This window comes from Bacillus sp. RO1 (genome assembly GCF_012524115.1).
Lineage (GTDB): Bacteria > Bacillota > Bacilli > Bacillales > Bacillaceae_I > Sutcliffiella_A.
The window spans coordinates 131882-152419 of record NZ_JAAZWB010000084.1; the positions used below are offsets into that span (position 1 = coordinate 131882).

General features: G+C 36.5%; 17 protein-coding genes. 5 read left to right on the top strand and 12 right to left on the bottom strand.

Annotation, left to right across the window (positions count from 1 at the left end; genetic code table 11):
- Positions 1-4: 4 nt before the first annotated feature.
- From HC179_RS15805 to HC179_RS15860, 12 genes are all read right to left on the bottom strand, one after another.
- Complete coding sequence (locus HC179_RS15805; RefSeq protein WP_168865173.1) at positions 5-2182, bottom strand: peptidoglycan DD-metalloendopeptidase family protein; 2178 nt, start codon at positions 2180-2182, stop codon at positions 5-7.
- Entirely contained in the window at positions 2145-6404 is a 4260-nt protein-coding gene (locus HC179_RS15810) for a TrbL/VirB6 family protein (protein WP_168865174.1), read from the bottom strand. Before HC179_RS15810 ends, HC179_RS15805 begins: the two co-directional genes overlap by 38 nt.
- Positions 6405-6415: 11 nt before the next feature.
- On the bottom strand, positions 6416-8470 hold the full coding sequence (locus HC179_RS15815) for a VirB4 family type IV secretion system protein (RefSeq protein WP_205825351.1): 2055 nt from the start codon (positions 8468-8470) through the stop codon (positions 6416-6418).
- Complete coding sequence (locus HC179_RS15820) at positions 8424-9317, bottom strand: hypothetical protein (RefSeq protein WP_168865175.1); 894 nt, start codon at positions 9315-9317, stop codon at positions 8424-8426. Before HC179_RS15820 ends, HC179_RS15815 begins: the two co-directional genes overlap by 47 nt.
- 3 nt (positions 9318-9320) lie before the next feature.
- Positions 9321-9641, bottom strand: coding sequence for a PrgI family protein (locus tag HC179_RS15825; RefSeq protein ID WP_168865176.1), 321 nt, complete (start codon positions 9639-9641; stop codon positions 9321-9323).
- A gap of 70 nt (positions 9642-9711) precedes the next feature.
- The gene (locus HC179_RS15830; RefSeq protein WP_168865177.1) at positions 9712-10098 is read right to left on the bottom strand and encodes a hypothetical protein; all 387 of its coding nucleotides are present in this window, start codon (positions 10096-10098) and stop codon (positions 9712-9714) included.
- Positions 10099-10296: 198 nt separating this feature from the next.
- Entirely contained in the window at positions 10297-10935 is a 639-nt protein-coding gene (locus tag HC179_RS15835; RefSeq protein WP_168865178.1) for a hypothetical protein, read from the bottom strand.
- Positions 10936-11205: 270 nt separating this feature from the next.
- Positions 11206-12123, bottom strand: coding sequence for a hypothetical protein (locus tag HC179_RS15840; RefSeq protein WP_168865179.1), 918 nt, complete (start codon positions 12121-12123; stop codon positions 11206-11208).
- Positions 12124-12218: 95 nt separating this feature from the next.
- A complete protein-coding gene (locus HC179_RS15845; protein ID WP_168865180.1) occupies positions 12219-13505 on the bottom strand; it encodes a DUF3854 domain-containing protein in 1287 nt (428 codons plus the stop codon).
- A 29-nt stretch (positions 13506-13534) separates the two neighbouring features.
- Positions 13535-13873 carry a DUF4258 domain-containing protein gene (locus HC179_RS15850; protein WP_168865181.1) on the bottom strand — a complete coding sequence of 113 codons (339 nt, stop codon included), beginning with the start codon at positions 13871-13873 and terminating at the stop codon, positions 13535-13537.
- A gap of 152 nt (positions 13874-14025) precedes the next feature.
- Positions 14026-15483, bottom strand: coding sequence for a P-loop NTPase family protein (locus HC179_RS15855; protein ID WP_168865182.1), 1458 nt, complete (start codon positions 15481-15483; stop codon positions 14026-14028).
- Positions 15455-15697, bottom strand: a complete 243-nt coding sequence (locus tag HC179_RS15860; RefSeq protein ID WP_168865183.1) for a helix-turn-helix domain-containing protein — start codon at positions 15695-15697, stop codon at positions 15455-15457. The genes HC179_RS15855 and HC179_RS15860 overlap by 29 nt, the downstream gene beginning before the upstream one ends.
- A gap of 355 nt (positions 15698-16052) precedes the next feature.
- On the opposite strand from HC179_RS15860, the gene HC179_RS15865 reads away from it, so the two are divergent.
- The 5 genes from HC179_RS15865 (at position 16053) to HC179_RS15885 (ending at position 19867) form a co-directional block, all read left to right on the top strand.
- Positions 16053-17066, top strand: coding sequence for a Rad52/Rad22 family DNA repair protein (locus HC179_RS15865; protein ID WP_168865184.1), 1014 nt, complete (start codon positions 16053-16055; stop codon positions 17064-17066).
- A 74-nt stretch (positions 17067-17140) separates the two neighbouring features.
- On the top strand, positions 17141-18253 hold the full coding sequence (gene dnaN, locus HC179_RS15870; RefSeq protein WP_168865185.1) for a DNA polymerase III subunit beta: 1113 nt from the start codon (positions 17141-17143) through the stop codon (positions 18251-18253).
- Positions 18254-18300: 47 nt separating this feature from the next.
- Complete coding sequence (locus HC179_RS15875; RefSeq protein WP_168865186.1) at positions 18301-18651, top strand: hypothetical protein; 351 nt, start codon at positions 18301-18303, stop codon at positions 18649-18651.
- Positions 18652-18666: 15 nt separating this feature from the next.
- On the top strand, positions 18667-19218 hold the full coding sequence (locus tag HC179_RS15880; RefSeq protein WP_168865187.1) for a hypothetical protein: 552 nt from the start codon (positions 18667-18669) through the stop codon (positions 19216-19218).
- Positions 19178-19867, top strand: coding sequence for a hypothetical protein (locus HC179_RS15885; protein ID WP_168865188.1), 690 nt, complete (start codon positions 19178-19180; stop codon positions 19865-19867). Before HC179_RS15880 ends, HC179_RS15885 begins: the two co-directional genes overlap by 41 nt.
- Positions 19868-20538: the final 671 nt, after the last annotated feature.

A 20538-nucleotide genomic window follows, 5' to 3' on the forward strand; every position in this document is an offset into this window, starting at 1 on the left:
TCAACTACGATCCAGGAATGCTAATAATTATTCCTTTATTATTGCTTAACGGGTTAAATGCATATTTTTTAGAACTTTCCCATGCGGGTTGGTGGAGCTCGAAATGTAAATGGGGTCCAGTAGAATATCCTGTATCCCCCATATATCCAATAAATGCCCCTTTTTTCACTTCCTGTCCCGTTTTTACAGCTCTGTTTTCTAAATGAGCATAAAGCGATTCATATTGTACTCCATCAAAATTATGTCTGATTATTATGCAATTTCCATAAGAACTGGAATAGTATGAATTTATTACTTTCCCATCTCCAATAGATACTACTGGCACATTACTTCTATCTTTCCCATTTATTTTTCTACCAATATCAATTCCGTTATGGTTAGTACCCCATCTCTCACCAAAGCCAGAAGTTATTGGTCCTGTAGTTGGAGCCATATAATGACCTGAGGTTACTGGTGGCATCCCAGACTCAGGCGTGTATGTTGCTTGCACCCTAATCTCTTCTGCTTTTTTTAGGACTTTATCAACATACCAATCAGCTCGGTTGTATTCATATATCGCTTTTCGTGGGTCAGTTTTATAACCCGAGTGGGCAAGGTATCTTGCTGCAGCGAATGCGCTATCTTCCATATCCCAAGGATCTGCTTTCTTATCATCATTTGCATCTGTACCGAACCCGCGATGTCGATTAATGTGGTCTAAGCTGACTAGTATAGTGTCTGTTATATTGCCACTAAAGCTCCACCCAACCCATGTTCTCTTTAAAAACTGGAAATGTCCGACTGCTCCCATATTACTAATCATCGTTGGGTGAGTAGAATAACCTGTTTCTACAAAGTGTAAAGCCGCTATTACATACCAATCCACACCGAAAGCGGATTCTGCTGCTAAATATATTGGCATGTACTGTGGTGGTACGTTATCGCCAGGAATTATGTTCCCATTAAAGCCTCCACCCCAAGAACCTCCGCTATATCCTTCTAGCCACTGTGTATAATTGCTTATGCCACCTACAAGTTCATATAAGCCATCTATTAATTGTTTGTCCTTTTTCCCCATATTATAACTGTTCAATATATTATCAAACGTGCTATAGTCTTCTGTTTGGTTTTCTGAGGAGTTAAATAACTGTCTCCTGGTACGAATGATCGTTTTTATTTCTATCTTTACTTCAACTTCCACTTCTTCCGTGACAGTTATTTCTTCTTCATATTCTACTTCATAAGGGACTAGCTCTTCTTCGTAATATACAACAGTCTTGTATTTTGTTACTTTTTTAAAGATACAACATGCTAGATTTCCGTAATCATCTAAATAGGGAGAGGATTCCCATACTTCATATGCTTCTTGTCGTGTTTTTCTTACTAGTTCTAATCTATATTCAGTTTTTGTTTTAGTAATAGTTTTGCTTACCTCTTGCATTTCTTTATGTGTTTCTGTTCTATAAGAGATTTCTTCTTTGGTGGTCCAGTTAGTTAAGTAAGGGTCATGTTGAATTGCTGTAAAGCCATTCCAATAATCAACGAATGTTAGCTTGCTAACCCAATGGTCTATCTTTTTCAACGATGGTGAACCGCATACTCCATCCTCACAAACGGTTGTTTCCACTTCTTCGTATTCGTTGAATCTTTCGTAAGTAAACTCCGGCTTTAATGACGTAGTCATTTTCTTAATAAGGTCTTTATGGTTATTTATGTTACTTTCTTCTGATAACCCATCTATTTGAATAACTGATGCAATTAAACCTTCTGGAACTCTATAACGTGCTTGTTCCGGTTTAGACATATCTACCGTATTATTTGCTTGTTCGATGATATACTCATTCAGTACTTTATAATCACCATCTAATTCTGAATCTGAACCAAGTCCACCTAACAAAAACAAACTGACTAACGTAACAATCAGAATAAGAGAAATAATGATTGTTAGTTTAATAAGTAGAGGTATTCCAACTGCTGCGGCCAATGATAATAATACTTTTCCAAGGACAGCAATACCTTTAGCAGCGGCGTTAGCCGCAAGCTTTGCACCTTTTTTTAATGCTCTAGCTACAAGCTTGCGACCTTTTTTTCTTACTTGATTAGCAGCTGCTTCTTTAACTGGATTAGATTGATGTTGTTCTTCTATCTCTCTTTCTTCCATCAGATCACCCCAACAATCCTTGCTTTCTTCTAAACGGTTCATTATTTCTTCTATTTTCTAAACGTTTATTCGGCTTGATGGTTAGCATCTTATTGGGATCCAAAGAAGAGGTAAAATCTACTTCTTCGATTACATGTTGCTGATTAACATTTGTGTTATCAAGCACAGTCTTACCTTTAATCAACTTGCTATTAACAACATCACAGTTAATATTGTAGGTTTTACCATCTGGTATTCTTGTATCACCTGGATAAATTGGTGATATACGATAAGTTTGATCTCCCTGATTTCCAGCTATATAACTCTTGCCTCTCTCTACAACTACATGTACATTTTTAAACCCTTTTTCCATTGCATCGTCCAAATAAAAATTACCCATATCAACTTGTTGACTATACATTGGTGCTTGTCTAGTGGATACGGCTTTTGGGTTTAATCGGTTTGCTAATAGCCTATTGGGGTCTACGTTTAAGTCCATATTTAGCGGGATCTTACCTCCCCCACTATCAACCCGATAAACAGAGGATTGTCCATTCACTTTTGTCGGAACAAATGAATCGTTTTGCACATCTAAATCCTGATATACTACCTCACCTTTCTTTAATCCACTATGACCAGAACCGTATCGAGAAACAATTCTTGATTCTCCAGTTTTGGTTCGGATTTCAATGTGAGAACCATTGTTAGTGGTAACCATTCTTACAGCTCCACTAGCAACTTTCTGGGTGCCAAAGTCATCTATTGTAGTCTGTGCCATTTGCATAACTTCAGAAGGTTCATAGATAGCTTGTTTAACTTGGTTATTAAAAGGACTTACTTTGTTTGCAATTTTAGCCGCCACTTGGTATCCAGATACACCACCTAAAACACTTGAAGCGTAGGCAATTCCATTACTCCAATTTTGTTGTTTCTCTATTGCATCTCCACCTCTAACAAAACCTGTGGCAGCCCCTGAGAATGAACCTTTTACGGCTTGCACTAACCTGTTTTCACCTGTTTCCGCTGCATTAGTGTATCCACTAACTACTCCCTGCCCAATACCTTGCACTGTACGTAGAACCGTATTCATACCAGAAGCTTCACCAACAAATTGAGCTACAGTTCTACCCGCTGTCATAAGTGGGATATCTGGAGAAGAAATCTTATCCGGGATATTCTGTTTTATCCGTTGATACTTATTTTCAAATACACCAGGGTTTTGATTATTCCATTGGACAATTGCCTCATTTTTAGATATACCATTACTCTGAGCAGCATTTACAAATGCTTTTCTTTCCGTTTCTACTTCCGCACTTGCTAATTGGCTTGCAAGAAAATTACTGTTTACAGCACCAGATTTGTTGAATATTTGAACCCCTTCTACACCATTTATTGAACTTTGAGCTACGTTAGCATAGACTTTCTTTCGTTCACCTGCTTGTTTTCCATAGTCAATTTCAAATCCAATCGAACCTGTACTAATATCACTTAGACCTGCTTTTTCAATATTCATGGCTTTATCAACCATTGCACTACCAAACTGATTTTTGTCGACTATGGCACTTGGATTTCCATTTGTCATTTGAGTTACCACTTCGCTAGCCGCTTGGGAGAACTGTTGCTTTTTCCCTTGAACCACTTGCTTCCAAGAATTTTGTTTTTCAGCATCATATATTTTTGCTTCAGAAGGAGACATATTAGGGCTAGGAGGATTAGCTGATTCGTAATTTTGCATGAACAGGTCTTTATTGTTACTTGCCCATGCTTTTGTCATATCTTCAGAGATCTGATTAGCTATAACACTTCCTTTAGCTCCTTCAGTAACATTACCAAACGAAATAGATTCCACATTCCCGGAAGAACGTGTAGCTGACATTGTTAAAGCTTGTTTTCTTTCTCCCCTAGTAGCTTTAAATGCTGCTTCCGCTTTTTCTACTCCACCAAGTTTGTCAGCATTATCAGTGATATAAGCTGATTTTTCTTGTGACATAGCGTTATCAACCATCTTAGAAGAAAAGTCCGCCTTACTTACTACTGAACTTGGATTCCCTCCAAAGTCTTCAATGGTTTGTGTGGCTGCTTTTTCGAATGTAGATTGTTTTCCAGCAACTCTCTTTGACCAAGCTTTTTCTCTGTTGCTGTTATAAGCCTCACTTTCCTCTTGGCTCATATTCTGTTTAGGAGGGTTACTGTTTTCATATTGCTTCATGAAGGCATCTTTATTATTAACGGCCCAATCACTAGTCATTTCTTTTGCAATAGCACTTCCTATTTCACCTGCACGTCCGTTTTCAATATTATTTATTGTTGGGACACTATTTAAGGACTTTTGAGATATTTTGACCAGAGCCTGTTGACGAGAATCTTTAGTTAGTTCAAACTCTCTAATAGCTTCGTCATTATTTAAATTCATAGATTGCTTTAAATCTTCTTTTTCTAGCCCAAGCGCTCTATCCACCATAGTAGAAGCGAAATCTTGTTTATTGACTAAGTTATGATCTTGACCTTTCACCATAGCATTAGCTGTATCTTCACCAGCTTTTTGGAACTGAGCTTTCTTTTGCCCTAGCTTTTTATTCCAGGCATCAGTTTTCTTATTTTCATAATCTACTTTTTCTGCTTCAGTCATCTTATCAAAAGACTTTTCTGGTGGATTATTCTTAGTGAAGTCCTCCATGAATTGAGCTTGATTTTGTTCTGCCCATGCGCTAGTCATATCATTACTAAGTGATTCTTTTAATTTGTTGGCATCTGCGTATTTACCATTACTGGATTTTGCTTGCTCCCATTTTTTTTCAGCAGCATCTCTAAACTTGCCTCTTCGTTGTCCTAATTCGTCATTCCATTTTTTCTCTAAGTCTTCATTTGTTGCATCTGGAAACCTTTCCTTAAGGTCCTTCATAAACCCTTCTTTATTATCACTTGCCCATTTAGTAGATTCATCTTCAGTAAGAGAATCTATCATGGCACTATCCGCATCTTTATTTTTCTGATCCGCTAAACTTTTTAAGGCGCCTTCTTTCCCCTTGGCTAATCTACTAGCAATACCTTGAGCGCCCGCCGCTCCCATTCTACCAGCAAGCCCACCGGCTTTTTCACCTAACTCTCCTCCAATGGTTCCCAACGCTACTGCTCCCATTGGACCCATAACTGAACCGGCAATAGAACCGGCCATTCCAGCTGTCATTTTCCCGGTTTTACCTAAAATTTGTCCTGCCTTTAACATCTTGTCTGCTTTTGCAGTGGTTCCGGTGTCTGTGCCTGTGTTAGCGCCTATAGTGTTTTTTACATCCTTGTCTGTGCTACCTTCGCCTTTAACTTTATCCTTTGCACCACGATACATTCCTTGCAATGCAGAACCGACACTCTTACCATCTAATGCACCTTTAACCGAACCGTACATACCTGCAAGTCCAGCCATTCCAAACATTGCACCAGCCTTAGCAAGTCCACCTTGCATTCCTCCGCCTAGCCCAAAAAGATTACGAATACTCTCTGAAATAGGAATAAAAATAATGTATAGGATTACTGCTGCTACTGAAAATCCACCTGTTGCTACACTATAACTATTTTGTGTAGAAGCGATAACAGCAATTATCCAAATGGTCGAAGCATGAATACTTTGAACCAACACACTGCCAACAAGCTCTTTGAACCATCCAGCTGTTATGGCCTTTGTTTTTGGGAATAGGTATAGAGCAACCATTACTGGACCTAATATCATTAGGATCAATAAAGTTAATTTTCGCATCATATAGTAAAAATTTGCCCATATTAACAAACCTAATAATGCTAATTGAATGACAATCCAACCTAAAATAGAACCAGCAGCACCAGCACCATCACTTACTAAATCGAAATTCGTCTGCATATTTTCTACAGGCCCTTCAAAAATCCCTACAATGGTACTATTGAATTGAAATATCAGAGTATAAACTGTACCTAACTGCGAAAGAAGAATTCCTACAATAAGAGCATCCTTTAAGAATTCAATTAATGCCGTTCTGCTAGCAGGATTAATGGTGGCCCCCGATATTCTAATTCCGGCAATGATTACCGCAAGTAATATTAGAAAACCTGCTATTATTGTCATGACAAACGAACCTGGAAAGTATGCATATTGCAATTCAGATTCAACAAATGTCCTCCAAATTAACTCTTCTCCCCATAAAGTATCCTTACCGAATATCAGGTCGTCTAACTTCTTCAATCCAAGAAAGGGTTCTATGAGAAGTTCCCATAAAAATTCAAAAAGACTTTCGACGACGTCAAAGATTTTATTCATTTATTCATCTCCTAAAAGTCACGTTGTCTCCGCTTCCGTTCTAATAATTCATCCAGTACAGCCTGATTGGACTCAACAAAAGCCAATTCTTCTTCGCTTGGATCTGTTCTTAGCCAAGTGGAAGACTTACCTGAACGTATTATTCCTTCGCCCTTATCCGGATTTCCAAATAGAATGCTTCTTTCACCTGCTGATAAGTCGAAGTTCGTTTTAATGCTGGCTAAATCAATTTTATTTTGTTTTAAAAAGAAGAAGGTGTATGTGTTCTGTAAGATCCCCCGCGCTTTTTTACTTTCAATAAAACGAACGAAATCTTGAGATGCTAAACGTAACCCGCAGTTTCTTTTTCGAGCACGACGTGCTACTTTTTCTAAGAAGTCTACAGTTTGCTCTGAATCCACCAATGTCCACGCTTCATCTGCTAGTACAATTTTCTTTTTTGAAGCGTTATCTACATTTTTTACAAAGTACTCCCATACATAATTAAGAATGACATGGTAGGCGATAGGTCGAAGGAAACCTTCTTCCATTCCGCTAATATTAAAGTTTACTAATCTTGCATTGTGGAGAGCTTGTGTCATGTTCTTTCCTAAGTAGGTTTGCCCATCAAAAATTGGTTTTGATCCATCTCTTAAGAATGGACGAATAGCTGCTATTAATCTTTCTGCCTTTGGCTCTTCTCCATAAACCTTTAATAAGTAGTTATAAATATCAGATATTGTCGGTTCTGGCTTTCTTGCTCTGGACTGGATGAGCTGACCATCTATCTCTTTTACGGAATTTTCGTATAAGGAAGATGGGTGTGTTGTGAATTCAAACTCTTCAAAGATATGATAAATTGCTTCTTCTAGATAGTTTCTCTCGAAAACGTCTAATCCACCTTCTTCCCCATTCTTTCCTCTACACACGATATCAAAGAAATCCAAAGCCTCATTTAATTTTTCTCTCAGTGGGACAAAGGAGATGTATTTTTTTCCATCCTTCTCGAATATCTCCTTTTCATCCCCATCTTCCAGAATTTCTAATTCTTCATCGTCTTCATCTAAAGGAATATTCGTAACGTTTAGCGCTAAAGGATTAATCCGTATATTCGACTCTTCTGAGATATTTAAGTTCATTCCACCTAAACGCTTAACGATTTTTACGAATTCCCCTTCTACATCAATAAGCCGGGTGTAAACTCCCATACCTGTAGTCTCTCTTGCTAAAAGAAGTTTAATTGCAAGTGATTTTCCACTCCCAGATGTTCCACTCACGAACATGTTATAGTTATCTGGTCTAATTTCTTTTGTACCAAAAGCATTGTAAAATTCTTTTTGCCCGGTGATTTTGTTAATACCTAAAGGAACTCCTCCATTAAAACGGCCACTTCCGCTAATAAAAGGAGAAAAAGTGCTCAGGGCTCTACGGTCAATATTTCTAAGAGCATCTTTTAGTTCATTGTTTCCAAGTGGTAATACCGTTCGAAATCCTTTTTTAACTCGGCTCCAAGCGGAAGTCACTTTAAAAAACATACTAGTGAGCTCATCTTCTACATACTCGCTATAATTGTTTAGTTCTTTTTCACTTTGAGCATAGAGCATTCCCGTTACCGCAACATGATAAGAATCGTTTTCAGAAAACTGAGTTTCTGCCATTAATTGCTCGGTATCAAAGATTTTTGTTTGCAAATCGTTTACCTGGTCGATGTTTCCTCTTTTAGTTTGAAAGTTTAAATTGGATTTCAACATGGTTATCTGATTTTGCAGCATCTTAATAGAATCAGACTTAGGGATTTTATGAACTTTAATTAGCACGTCACATTCTCCGCTTGAAGTTAAAGAATATAACCAATTAGTTTGTAGCTTTCTCGGATAACCGTCTTTAGGTATATAAAATGGCCGAAAGTATGTCTTGGACCCCAAAGATTGCTTGATAACCCCGAAATCATAATCTTCTTGTCGTATGGCCATTCCTTCTGGGGCAACTACATCCCAAAATGATGGTTTCATATCTAGTTGATTGGGTTGGTTACTTTCCTCAGCTTGCTTCCTTTTCTCTTGCTTCTTCTTTTTCTGAAGTTTCAACTTCAATCATCTCCTTTACTGCTTCTATGCGACTGTCGTCTTGATCAGCTGTAACATATAGTGAAAGTTGTTCCTGGAGGGCTACGTCTTTGTACTTGTTCTTAAACGCTTTTCTGCGGTTAAATGCGTAATATAAAAGCTCACCTAAATCTTCATTAGTAAGAATATCTATTTCCATCCCTGCCTTTCTTAAGGCACCTTTGGCGGTATTGAAGCGACGATATAATTCTGCAAAAGCTTTTTCTAAAATTTTAGTCTCCAACTCTTCTGCAGTGTCTGCTTTTAAATCATTAACTTCAATCTGATGGTGGAACACTATAAACCTTTTTGTTTCATATCTAGGAGAGATGGACTGCCATTTCATTAGATCATCAATCATTGCTTGTCCATACTCTGCAGCATTAGCATCTAAGTCGTCTTCTGTTCTCATGATTTTGCGCATTTCTTCAATGGGCTCACTTAAGTCGATATATCTGTTTTGTAAGTACCAATCAACTGGATAGTTAAATTGTGCTAACCATGTTTCAAATGATATATCTATCGCTTCTTGTTCGTCGTTACTAAGCAAGAAATAATTAACCGCTTCTACTTTTGCGACTAATACGAATTGATTGTTGGTTTTTATAAACATATGGTCTTTAATTTCTATCAAGTCAGAGAATAAATCTTCAAAAGGAATAGATGTATCCATGTCAGCTTGAATACTACTCTTTTTCTTAGATTTTTTTTTCGTTAAGTTGGACACCGTTTTTTGCTTCCCCCATGGGAGAATCGGTTCCTTTAGCATGACTCTTGCAAAAACATAAATCGCAAGGCCTATACATGCCATTATTAAAATATCTTTCATAATTTAGATTCTCCTTCCTTTTCTCCAGCTTCCTAGCTGAGTTCGATATTGTGCTTTAATTAATAAATACTGATCCAAACTTAGCTGACGTTTTTCTAATTTATAAAATGCTAGGAAAAATACGACTGCACCAGTTGGTGTAGCTGCCATTAAACACATAATTATTGAAATTAAGATATTGGGACCAAGATTAAACACTGTAGGAGTATAGGAGTAGATAATGGAACCACCTATTATGAAATAAATTAATTGTCTTTTCGATATAATACCTAGTATGGATTTTTGTTCAGAGGACATATCCACAGGTACCGTTTCTTTCCTCATTTTTTCACCTTCCATTAAAACAAATCCCCTCTAAGATAGAGGGGGTTGCTTATTGATTAATGATAGTAATTTACATAATGAATGCTGTGCCTAGTCCAGCTATAAAGCCGGCAATATCGTAACTCTTGAGAATTATCCATCCTCCAACTGCTACTAATGCCAATTTAATAAACCCTTCCGTTCTCTTTTGAGGGTTTCCTCCGCTTCCAGCCAAAGTCATACCACCCCAGATAAGACAGAAAATAATCCAGAAACCACCCAGAGCCATAACGAAGTAAACCATGTTGGTTAAATCGTCGTATACTCCTGAGTCCCCAAAGTCCCCGTTAGGTTTAATCCCAACACGTTTGAGCGCATCATTAACACTAGCGGATGCATGGTAGGGAGTTACTACAAGAAAAGTTAGTATACTTGTAATGACCATCCCTGCCGTTTTAACTACGGTACCTAGTTTCAATTTGGGTACACCTCCATTTTTTTCTACGGGAACACAAAAAGCCCCACTTATCATACGAAAAGAGAATGCAAGAATGGCATTCTTTCATATGCTAAGTGGGGCGTTCCCAAATATATTAAGCTGTTAATCTAATACATTATTAATATAGCGAAATATTTTGGGAAAATCAACAAATATTTGTAAATTTCCCACAAGGTATTAAATTCTCTTTCTTCCTTCTAACCATTTATCTACAGCTCTTTTAAACGTGTCTTCTGTGCTCTTCATTAATTCATCCATTAAGTAGGAGATAAGGTGGACAAATGATACTTCCTCTGAGTATGGATTGCTCTTATTAATATATTTTACCACTTCTTTTAATTCCTTCACCCTTACTTCATCTAGGTGATCTGACATACTTCTCTCCACAATGTCATTTACTATGTCGGCATCCTTGCAAGCTGCAAACAATAAAAACCCCGTTGCGCTAGACACGCTTGTATCAAGTGCATAAGCCAGGTGGTATAACCGTTCATGGAAGGTTTGCGAAAAACGGATAGTGATTCTTTGTTTATTGCCCTTAATAGCTTTGGCTCCCAAAAATTTTTTATTGCCTAAATTCTCATTATAGAATGTGGACTTATGCCAGTAGGACCGTTGAAAATAACTAGATATATGATCTATTACATTAGCTTTCTGCATTCCCCTTTCACATAATTCCTCTGCTACATTTTTTATAGGCATTCTTGTAATATAAGAAATCCTATCAATTGTTACATATAATTTATTAGAAATTGTTGGGCGTACATCTCGTTTTTTATCTTTCCTTGGCGGTTTATTTGACACTTCTTCCCTCAACAAAATCTCCCCCTTTTAATGAAATTTACTTTAGAACACTGTCCTAGTGTCCTAGACTTATTTTTATCTATATGAGAAGGATGGGGGAGTTATTACAATGTATAAAACCATTTATTATTGGAGAGATTGATAGGTAAATATAAAGTTTAGGAGTTGATTATTTTGGCAACCAGTGCGAAGAAAAGTGCAAAGAATGATTTAGCAAAAAAGTGTTTAGATAACGGCAATAAATATGGACTACCGAGTAAAAAGAAAAGCTAATGGAGGCCATTAGCTTTTTCTTTGTTCTTCTTTCTTCCAGTCATATGATTTATCTTTAAGGATGGTTTTAAAGATATGTTTTAGATCCCGTTCACAACTAGGGAATTTTTCATATGCCTCAAAATATTTCTTCTTTTTACATATAGAACATATATAGTGACCTTGTTCTCCCTCTGACACGTATTCTCCATTAGAGTATTGACTTTTTAGCATCTTAAATTTCTTGAATTTTTCCTCTAATCTAAAATAGGAATAACTAATTATGAATACAATTGATAGTAGGGCCAAGGTTACGCTTGAAAGGGCTAAAAAATTTACAAATGGATTATTAATTTCTCCATCTGCTGTTGTCTCCATTATTATCTTTGTCTCGTTTTCTAAATAGATTAAAACTGTAAGAAATACTATATAGAACATTAAATAGTAAAATAAAAACCAGAATGTAGTCCTAAAGAAATTTCTTGACTTAGAGTTAGACATCTTTTCATTTTCTACAAAATCGTAGTTTATCAGCTGAAAAGCTCTTCTTTCTTTTTCTAATTGAAGAATTGCTTTCTTTAGTAAGTTTTGTCTTTTCTTTTCTACGAATGGATTATCTACATCTTTAATAATAAAACACTCTATGTCTAATGCAATATCTATAGGCAATTCATGACCAATGCTTTCATATTTATCTCTCACTTCATTTCTAGAAGAACTGCAAAGCGGATCTTCTAATGCTTTTTTTAATGAGATTAGTATTACATTGAATGCATGAATTTTGCCAGATGAGAATTTATAATATTCATTTCCTCGATCTCTTTTCTCTTTCTTCTTGTTTAGAAGCAGATTTATAAAAAATATTACTATACCTCCCACAGAAGATATCAGCATGGTTTCTAGTACATTTTGATGCTGAATTAATAAATTTTCAAAAAAACCAAACATATTCATTACACCCCATTTATTTTTATCGACCAAATTCCAACAATATAAAAAGCAATTCAATATAACTTGAATTGCTCTTTACAATTTATTTGAATTTAAAAAAGTCGTTTTATCTGAGGAACAGTAGTTCTCTTTAAAAGCAAGTCGTCTATGCCACCCGCATTTTCCTTTTCTGACCAGAGAACGATGTTTCCTCTATAACCTCTAGACTTTAGTTCTTTTGCTGCTTCCATTAAATGCTTCTTCACATATGGGTTTGTAATAGCATCCATATCAAAGCAAATGTTGACCTGTTCTACTCCCATTTCTTCAAGGAGCGGAATCGCTAGTCTCCAAGAGCCAACGCCAGGTAATGAAAGGATGGTAGTACCTATATCATGTAATTCTATTTCGTCGTATAGCTCTACGATAAGGTCTACTGCAATATCCCCTTTTAATGGTCCTTCACCAAGCCAAACTGTTCTGGTTTTCATCTGTTCTCCAACTTGCCAACCTTGTAATTGAAAGCTCGGAATAGATACATGTACTGGAGCGGGACTGCCGGGGCCTGTTCCGCACTCTTTGTTTGCGCTGCTAAACCAAAAATAGCGTTTTCCCTTTTTTAGCGTCACCCATCCAACTACTCTTCCTTCATAGGTGATCACATTCTCTTTCTTAAGTTCCATTTCTATTTCTTGGATAATCTCCCCTTCAAAAATTACTTGAACAAGGTTAGGTTGCTTTATCACTCTCGCTTGTAAACCTTCTTTTAAACGCTTTATTTCTACGTCGTTAGGAGGATTGTCAATCCTAACCTGAAACCCTTCGATTTCATTTTTAGTGTTTCTAAAAGGTATTAATATCCCGTCAGAACCATTAATTGACCAATAATCCCCATACTTTCCTTTAGCCTTATAAAAGCCAGGAATTCCTGTAAAGTCACTAATTCCAGTTTCATCTTCAATTAGTTTTACAATTTCCCAAGGCTTTGAAGGAAAAGAGCGATACTCTCTATTTCTAATCTGAAGATCTGTTAGTCCACGCTTAGCTGAAGTAAGATGTTGATAATGACCATCTTCTAAAATAGTACAATCTAGAAGAGCCCTGTACACTTTGTTTAGAATAGAGCTTTCTAGCTTTTGTTGATGCTCTACTTCGGAAGTTGCAGCTACGTCAATTTTTTTCTTTTTCGCACCCTTTAAGAAATGAAGCCATGAAGGACAAGCGCTGTTTTTAGAAAAGGCGGTTTTGCTTTCTTTTCGAATACACGCCACCGCTTCTCCTTCTTTATTTACCATGCAGCCTCCGCTATGACCACAAATTGGACACGGCTCTTTGGAATACTCGAACCAGCCAGGTACACTTGTTCTTCTTAAAGTGTTAGCCTTGTAGTTTACTGTCATACAATAACACTCCTCTAAGGTTTTTTAGTTTACGATATAGTCTCCTCAAAACGATTTTTATCAATAGGAGGCATGATTGTTACTAAGGAAAACAAATTATTTCCTTCATCTGAAATAACTACCACAATTGGGTTTTCAAACGTATCCCTGCCAGCAATGACATAAGTTGGGCAAACCTTATTTGCATAGTAATTCATACCTCTTTGAACTTCGGTTATTTGTCCAGTGAAGATACAATGTAAAATGTCTCTTTTGGAATAACCGCGTTTTATAAGTTGGTCTCTAGTATGAGTGCCAATTCTTATTGTGTTCCCACTCATCAATACTTTTTTAATTGCGCGTAACTTCTCTTTTAATCTCAATTCCATTCACCTCTCCTTCAAATAAAAAAGCGACCAATGGAAAATAGTTTGCTAGTAACAAAGGTTACTAAAACCAAATCCAAAGATCGCTTAAATTTTTTGTATTAGATTCCGCTGACAGAAACAGTCGCGTAAAAAAGCAATAAATAACTAATTAATCAAATAATACCATGCTTCTTTTTGCTCTGCAACGATTTCTGAATTTTGGTCATGCTCCTTTTGAAAAAGGAATCCTGTACATTCTTATATGAAAAATCACTATCCACTAAGTGTTTTGTAATGTTCGAAAATGGGTCTTTTAAGAGCTCCATTACATGTTTTTGCTCTATTATCGGTTTATCTTCATAAGTGTTTTTCACAACCTCTTCGTATAAGGATGGAAGGGTTGCTAGTAAAGGGAGGTTTAGTTCATCTGCTAATCTATTCGCTTGACTAAATTTAAATTCTTTATTGAAAATAAGATATATCTTTAGATTATAATCCTCAGCCAAACTATGAATGTAATTTTTCCAAGCTTGTAGTTGATGATAAGAATCGTCAACTATTATCCAAAGTTCGGTTAAGTGATTTAGTGTTTGGAGAGTGAAATCTTCCATCTTGCCAGTTGGTAGGTCTACTAGAAGTGTATCAAAGTAGCTGGCATTGTTGTAATAATGGTAAAGGGTATCTTCATCCCAGTCGAAGTGAATATCTTTTGAATCGAGCGGCAGCCAGAACACATTCTTGTACGTCCATGAAACATTATCCATTTCTTCATCTGTACTATGCAGTGCTTTTGCATAAGAAATCCATTCTTCAGGAGGGGCATTGTATCTTTTTATGATATTTTTCAAGAGGTGATTTTCATTTAACGCTTCAATAACAGCACATTGTATTTTTTGTGAGCCTAAAAAAACAGCATAATTCACTAAGAAAGTGGTAACTCCCATTCTATGCATTGGAGACCACACCCCAATGGTTTTATTATCATCCCAACTTACACCGTGAAAGATTTTCTTTCTTATTTCCTTTGCTCTAAAAGCAATTCTTTCCTTTTGTTCTTCTGAATCTATTTGCGCAGCAATTGAAGACACATCATCATCTTCCTCCGCTTGATTACTTTTATGCTCACTACTTTGTTCCTCTTCTACTTTCTCGGGTCTACCTGTATTGTCCCCATTTCCCTGACCTTTTTTTTTAGTTGCAGAACTATCATTTTTGACTTTTTTTCCTTTTGGATTCTCTTGTACCTCCTTCGTGTTCTTCGTTTCTTTTTCCCTATTCTCCTTGCTTTGTGTTGCAGGATTTTTTACAGACAAACTTCTTAAGTTCATTAACCACTTTGTTAATTCGTAGACATTAGCAAACCTAATTTTACGTTCCTCTCGTTTGAATTGTTTCCCTTCTCCAAAGCATAGTAATACCAATCCCTCTTTTTCTTCAAGAAGTGGTAAGAACTCTTCACTATCAATAACGTAGTAATAGTAAGAATTGCGCTCGGAGTAAGTGAAGAAGTCTTCTGCTGTATGTGCTACTTCAATGGTAATATCCCCGTCGTTAACTTGTGCTGCTTTAAAAGAATCCAGAACTTTCTGCAAATCTATTTGATTATTTAAATAAACAAGCACTTGAGTCATGCATTACTTTCTCCATTTCTAAATTATTTAGATAACGATCCACTTTCCTTTTAAGCTTATCGGTAAATGGTAGTCGGTAATTTTCAACAGCAACAAGATAATTAGTACTTATTCCAAGTTCTTTAGCAAACTCATATTGTCTTTTCTCTAACTTCTTCCGTAATAATACTAACCGTTCTACATCAGTTTCTATCGTTATTTGTTCTAGTCTCACTGATTCACCCTCCAACAATTAATTAACAATAAAAAAGCTCACACTTCTCCTAAGAGAAATATGAGCAGTATTTGCTATGTATTGTATTTTCTTCATAATATCATATTTTATCAGTTTCTTGAACATTCGAGTTAATTTGTATTTTATTTTTTAAAAGCTTTCGGTATAATAATCTTATATTCAATTTCCTTTTCGGTTTTTTGCGACAATATACGTCAGCGGGTATATATTTAATAATTAATAAGCCTTTGGGCTGTTTGGTCATACTTTTTTTGTATGAATACTAAACAACTCAAGGGCTTTTTTGTTGCGCAAAAAGAGGATTGAATAAAAAACCTTTAGAGGAGTGTTAAGTATGACAGGAATTAATTGTACGGAGGGGCCGCTTCTTTCAATCTATGAATTAGAAGAGAAATTGAAAGAGCCGTTCCCTGCAAAAGACATTGAGTGGCGCGTACAAAGATGCTTCAAAAACAACAACGGTGCTAAGGCTATCGTAGTTCCTTATGTCCAGAACAGGGCAATTATGGAGCGTTTAGATGCCATTTTTGGTCCGTTTGGTTGGGAAAACAATTTTAAAGAGATTCATAACGGTGTTTTATGTGGTATTACTGTTACGATTAATGGTAATAAAACTACCAAATGGGACGGCGCGGATCTAACAAACATTGAACCTACTAAGGGTGCAATAAGTGGTTCTATGAAACGTGCAGCTGTTCAATTCGGTATAGGTCGTTATTTATATGACCTTACAGAAGTGTGGGTTGATGTTTATCAAAACCGTTCTAATAAAAAGGGAGAAACTTATATCAATGACAAAAAGCAAAATGTCACTGGATACTGGATAACCCCAGACCTTCCTAGTTGGGCATTACCAGCTGGTGAGCAAGCTTCTCCAAGAGGTAATCAAGTAAACCAAAGTAACAACAGGAAATCTGCAGGTGCCAATAACAACAAGAATGAAAACAAACAGACACCGCAGAACACCAATAATAATGGTCCACAGCCATTTAACCGTAACGAGGCGTTAAAGGCTATTGCTGGTCAAGAGAATATGATTGGGATTCCTAACAACATTAGATTACCTCTTTTCAAGCAGGCGAACCCTAATACCCAGACAAATGATATTAGCAAAGCAACGGAAACTGAGCTTCAAAACTATTATGCAGTTTTAAAACCCGTTTCAGCGCTAGTAGCAAGTGCGAAAAATTTTCAGCTTTCACCGGAACAATTATTAAATTATTGTCAAATTGTTCTTAAAGTGCAGCTGAACGACATCCCTAGCTTATTCTTCAAGTGTAAGAAAAGCGATGTAGAACAAATAATCAGTATGATTCGTCAAGAAAAACAGGCAAATCGTACTGCATAAGAGAGAAAGCGTGGAATAGTAGCAACTAAACTATTTCATGCTTTTTTTATATTAAAAAACAGGAGGATAAAAACATGCAATTTACTATTAATAAAGAGACTTTTCTTGAAGGTTTAAACAAAGTGATCAAGGTTATTTCTTCAAAACACAGCATCCCTATTCTTCAAGGTATTCTAATTGAAGTGACAATGGATATGCTTGTGGTAACTGGTTCTGATGCGACTGAAACTGTTCGGTATGCAATTCCGGTGGATGATAAAAACCTAACTGTCTTGTCCGAAGGAAAGGCGGTATTACCGAGAAATCTTGTAGAAATAGTGAAGAAATTCAAGAAAGAAATCCAGGTTTCTACAGATGGCCCGAATTGTCAGATTATTAGCGGAAAGAGTGATTTTGTCATCATCACACTTGATGCAGAGGAATACCCTAAATTTAATAACTTTCACTTAAATAACACTCCTACTGTTACGTACAGCGGAAATGAGTTTAGGGATTTAATTAGAAAAACAGCCTTTTCTGCTTCTACCAGTGAAGTGCGTCCACTCCTAACGGGTGTATGCGTAGAAGTTTCTGGAGGATATTGTAGCTTGGTATGTACGGATTCTCACCGTTTAAGTAGGGTCTCTAAGCCAACTAAATCTGATAAGGACTTCAAGTTGGTAATACCTGCTAAGAGCCTTGATAACGCAAGTAGAGTGTTCTCAGACGAAGATGTTGAGCTATATCACAATCAGCAACAAGTACTCTTGAAAAACGGTAATACTCTTTACCTATCAAGATTGCTTGAAGGGAATTATCCAGACACTTCTCGTCTAGTTCCTACTGAACATCAGAACAAACTAACCATAATGCGTCAAGATCTTTATGATGGTTTAGATGCATTAAAGAGTCTGTCCTTATCTGCTGACGATAATAAAGGCGGGATTGTAAAGCTTCACATTAATGGAGCGGCACACCTTTCTACTAATCAATCGCAAAAAGGTAAAGGAAAGATAGAGGTTCCTTACAATGCTTACGAAGGAGAAGAGGATTTTACGATATCGTTTAATGTGAAATATCTTCAAGATGCCTTAAAAAGCATAGATAAGGATGAAGTAGATTTATGCTTTAGTGGCCAAATGAGACCATTTGTTGTGGTACCTGATGAAGAAGAATTGCAACTAATTCTTCCAGTCCGTACTGCATAAATCAAGAGAGAAGGGACATTCCCCTTCTCTTTTATATGGAGGAAATTATGAGAGTTAACTTTGAAAAACTTCAAGCTAGACTTAAGCCCTTTGAAGTAAAAAACAAAGAGAAATCAGAAGTTGAGGATCGTTCCGGTACTGCTAAAGCAATTCACTATATATGGACTCATACACCTACAAGTGAGATTGACTTTGATTCTTTTTCCGTAAAAGACGTGCAAAAGGCAATTGATGTTCTAAATGAACTGCCTCTGCATTGGGATGATGGAGGAGAAACCTTTATCTGTGATCCAGATAACTTGTTAATGAGGTATAACACTATTTTATCTTTGATGTATTCAATAAATAAATCAAAGAAAAAGGTATATACAAAAAATGAAGAAGATATCTTCATTTGAGAGGAGATTTTATTAATGGAAATGGATGTCTATGATATGGATTCCTACACTATGTCTTTGAGTAACCTTTTCACGTTGAAACTCTTTCATGACTATGGTGTAAACGTGAGTAATTTTGATAATCCTATGGTTCACATTAACGGTTATCAAGAAGGGAATAGTCTGGATATTTTTGTTCAGGGTATTAGCTCGGTATTCCAGGGTGTTGAGACGTATGATTTTAATGAAAACAAATCGGAGGAATTTCAGCAAAAATATGGAGTTAGTTCTATGGAACTTGTAATAATCATTTCTAATCCCCTTCTTAAGAATGCTATTGAGCAAGATGAAAGAAAGGTTATTGGGATCATTAATGATTGTTGGATTGAATTTCATGATGAATCAGTATGTATGTCCCTTCTTCCATCAAAAGAAGGTATCTCTATTTGTGTGGAGTATGTTCATACTTTTCATGAAATAACAGAAGCTTTATTAGAACTTCATAAGGTGTCCATTGATATAAATAAATGTCTGGAGGTACTACAACATGAAGTTGGAAGTGACAATAGACTCGACAAAGTTGCGTAATTTAAAGGATTATGTTGAAGTCAAACAAACAGAAAATGGTAGAGTGAGTAATTATCTTATGCAATTGAATGATCTGGTAGATCTTTTCTCTGCTTCTACAGAAACTACCATGTGGGAGAGTCCTATACTTCCTAAAAATTGTATTAAATATTCTGTAGCCCCACCAGGCTTACATGTGTATATCGAGATACCAAAAGGAATATGGGAAATTGAGTATTCCAACAAAAAAATTAAAGTTGGTTTTCCTAGACTTATTTTTCAATACCTTTTAAGTGAGAAGAGATTAACAAAAGAGAACGGCTACACCGTTATATTGAGTAAAATTGTAGCCGTCAAAGGGAAAAGAAGAATAACACAAACAACTCCACTCTTCGCCTTCCCTTACTCTCATGTAAATGAAAATGCGCAGGTTTGTATGGGCGGTACAGAACTCCCCGATATCAAGTGTATTAGCGAATTAGAAAGTATGCACTCGTTATTCTTTAACTCACCATTTTCTAGTGATTATGGTGCAAAAACTACTACCGGGGATCCACTATGGAAGTTGTTCTTGGAGATTTTTAACGAAAACGAATTTAACGATGAGATTCTAGTACCAAAACATGCCACTTTCAATTCATTTTTTGGTCTTGGAAAGTTTGAAAAATAATAAATTTTGAGAGGAGAAATAACAATGACAATTGAACAAACAGACATTTTTTCTAGTGCGACACGTTCCTAACTGAAAAGGTTAGGCGCTAACTTAATAAGTTAGTAGAACTATTATTCCGAGAAGTCAAATGACTGGGTAACGCCATGAAGGGCTTCCTCTGATACTCCGACAGGCACAAAAGATAGGCATATATCTTATTGTCTGAAGCTCGGTAAAGGCGGCTGAAAGTTACCGTATCAAGTAATGTTGACGAAAGCTGTCCAGAGGTGGATGGTGTAACTGATAGGCCGGGAGTCTACAAAATACCTATGATTAGAATGTTCTTAATGCTTTCATGTTTAGCTAGAACTGACGAATCTCCGAATGTACGGGTCTATAAGATGACTGGATAGAAATGTCCAGGCACTCATTAAGAGTGGCAACCGTGGGTGAGTAAAAATTTGAAATATGAAAACCCATAATGTGTTAAAGGCGCATTTCAAGTTGCAGGACTAAAGGAGAAATCTAAGGGTATATGCACAGATAGGAATAATGGAACGTGGTAAGTCTGCTACATGGAGGGTTTGCCCCCTACGAAATGGTTTAGGGAAAGTATTGATGATAACAGTCAAATACATAACCTAATTTAAGCAGATGAAGGTGGTGGCACAGTACCTGTGAAGCGTCTA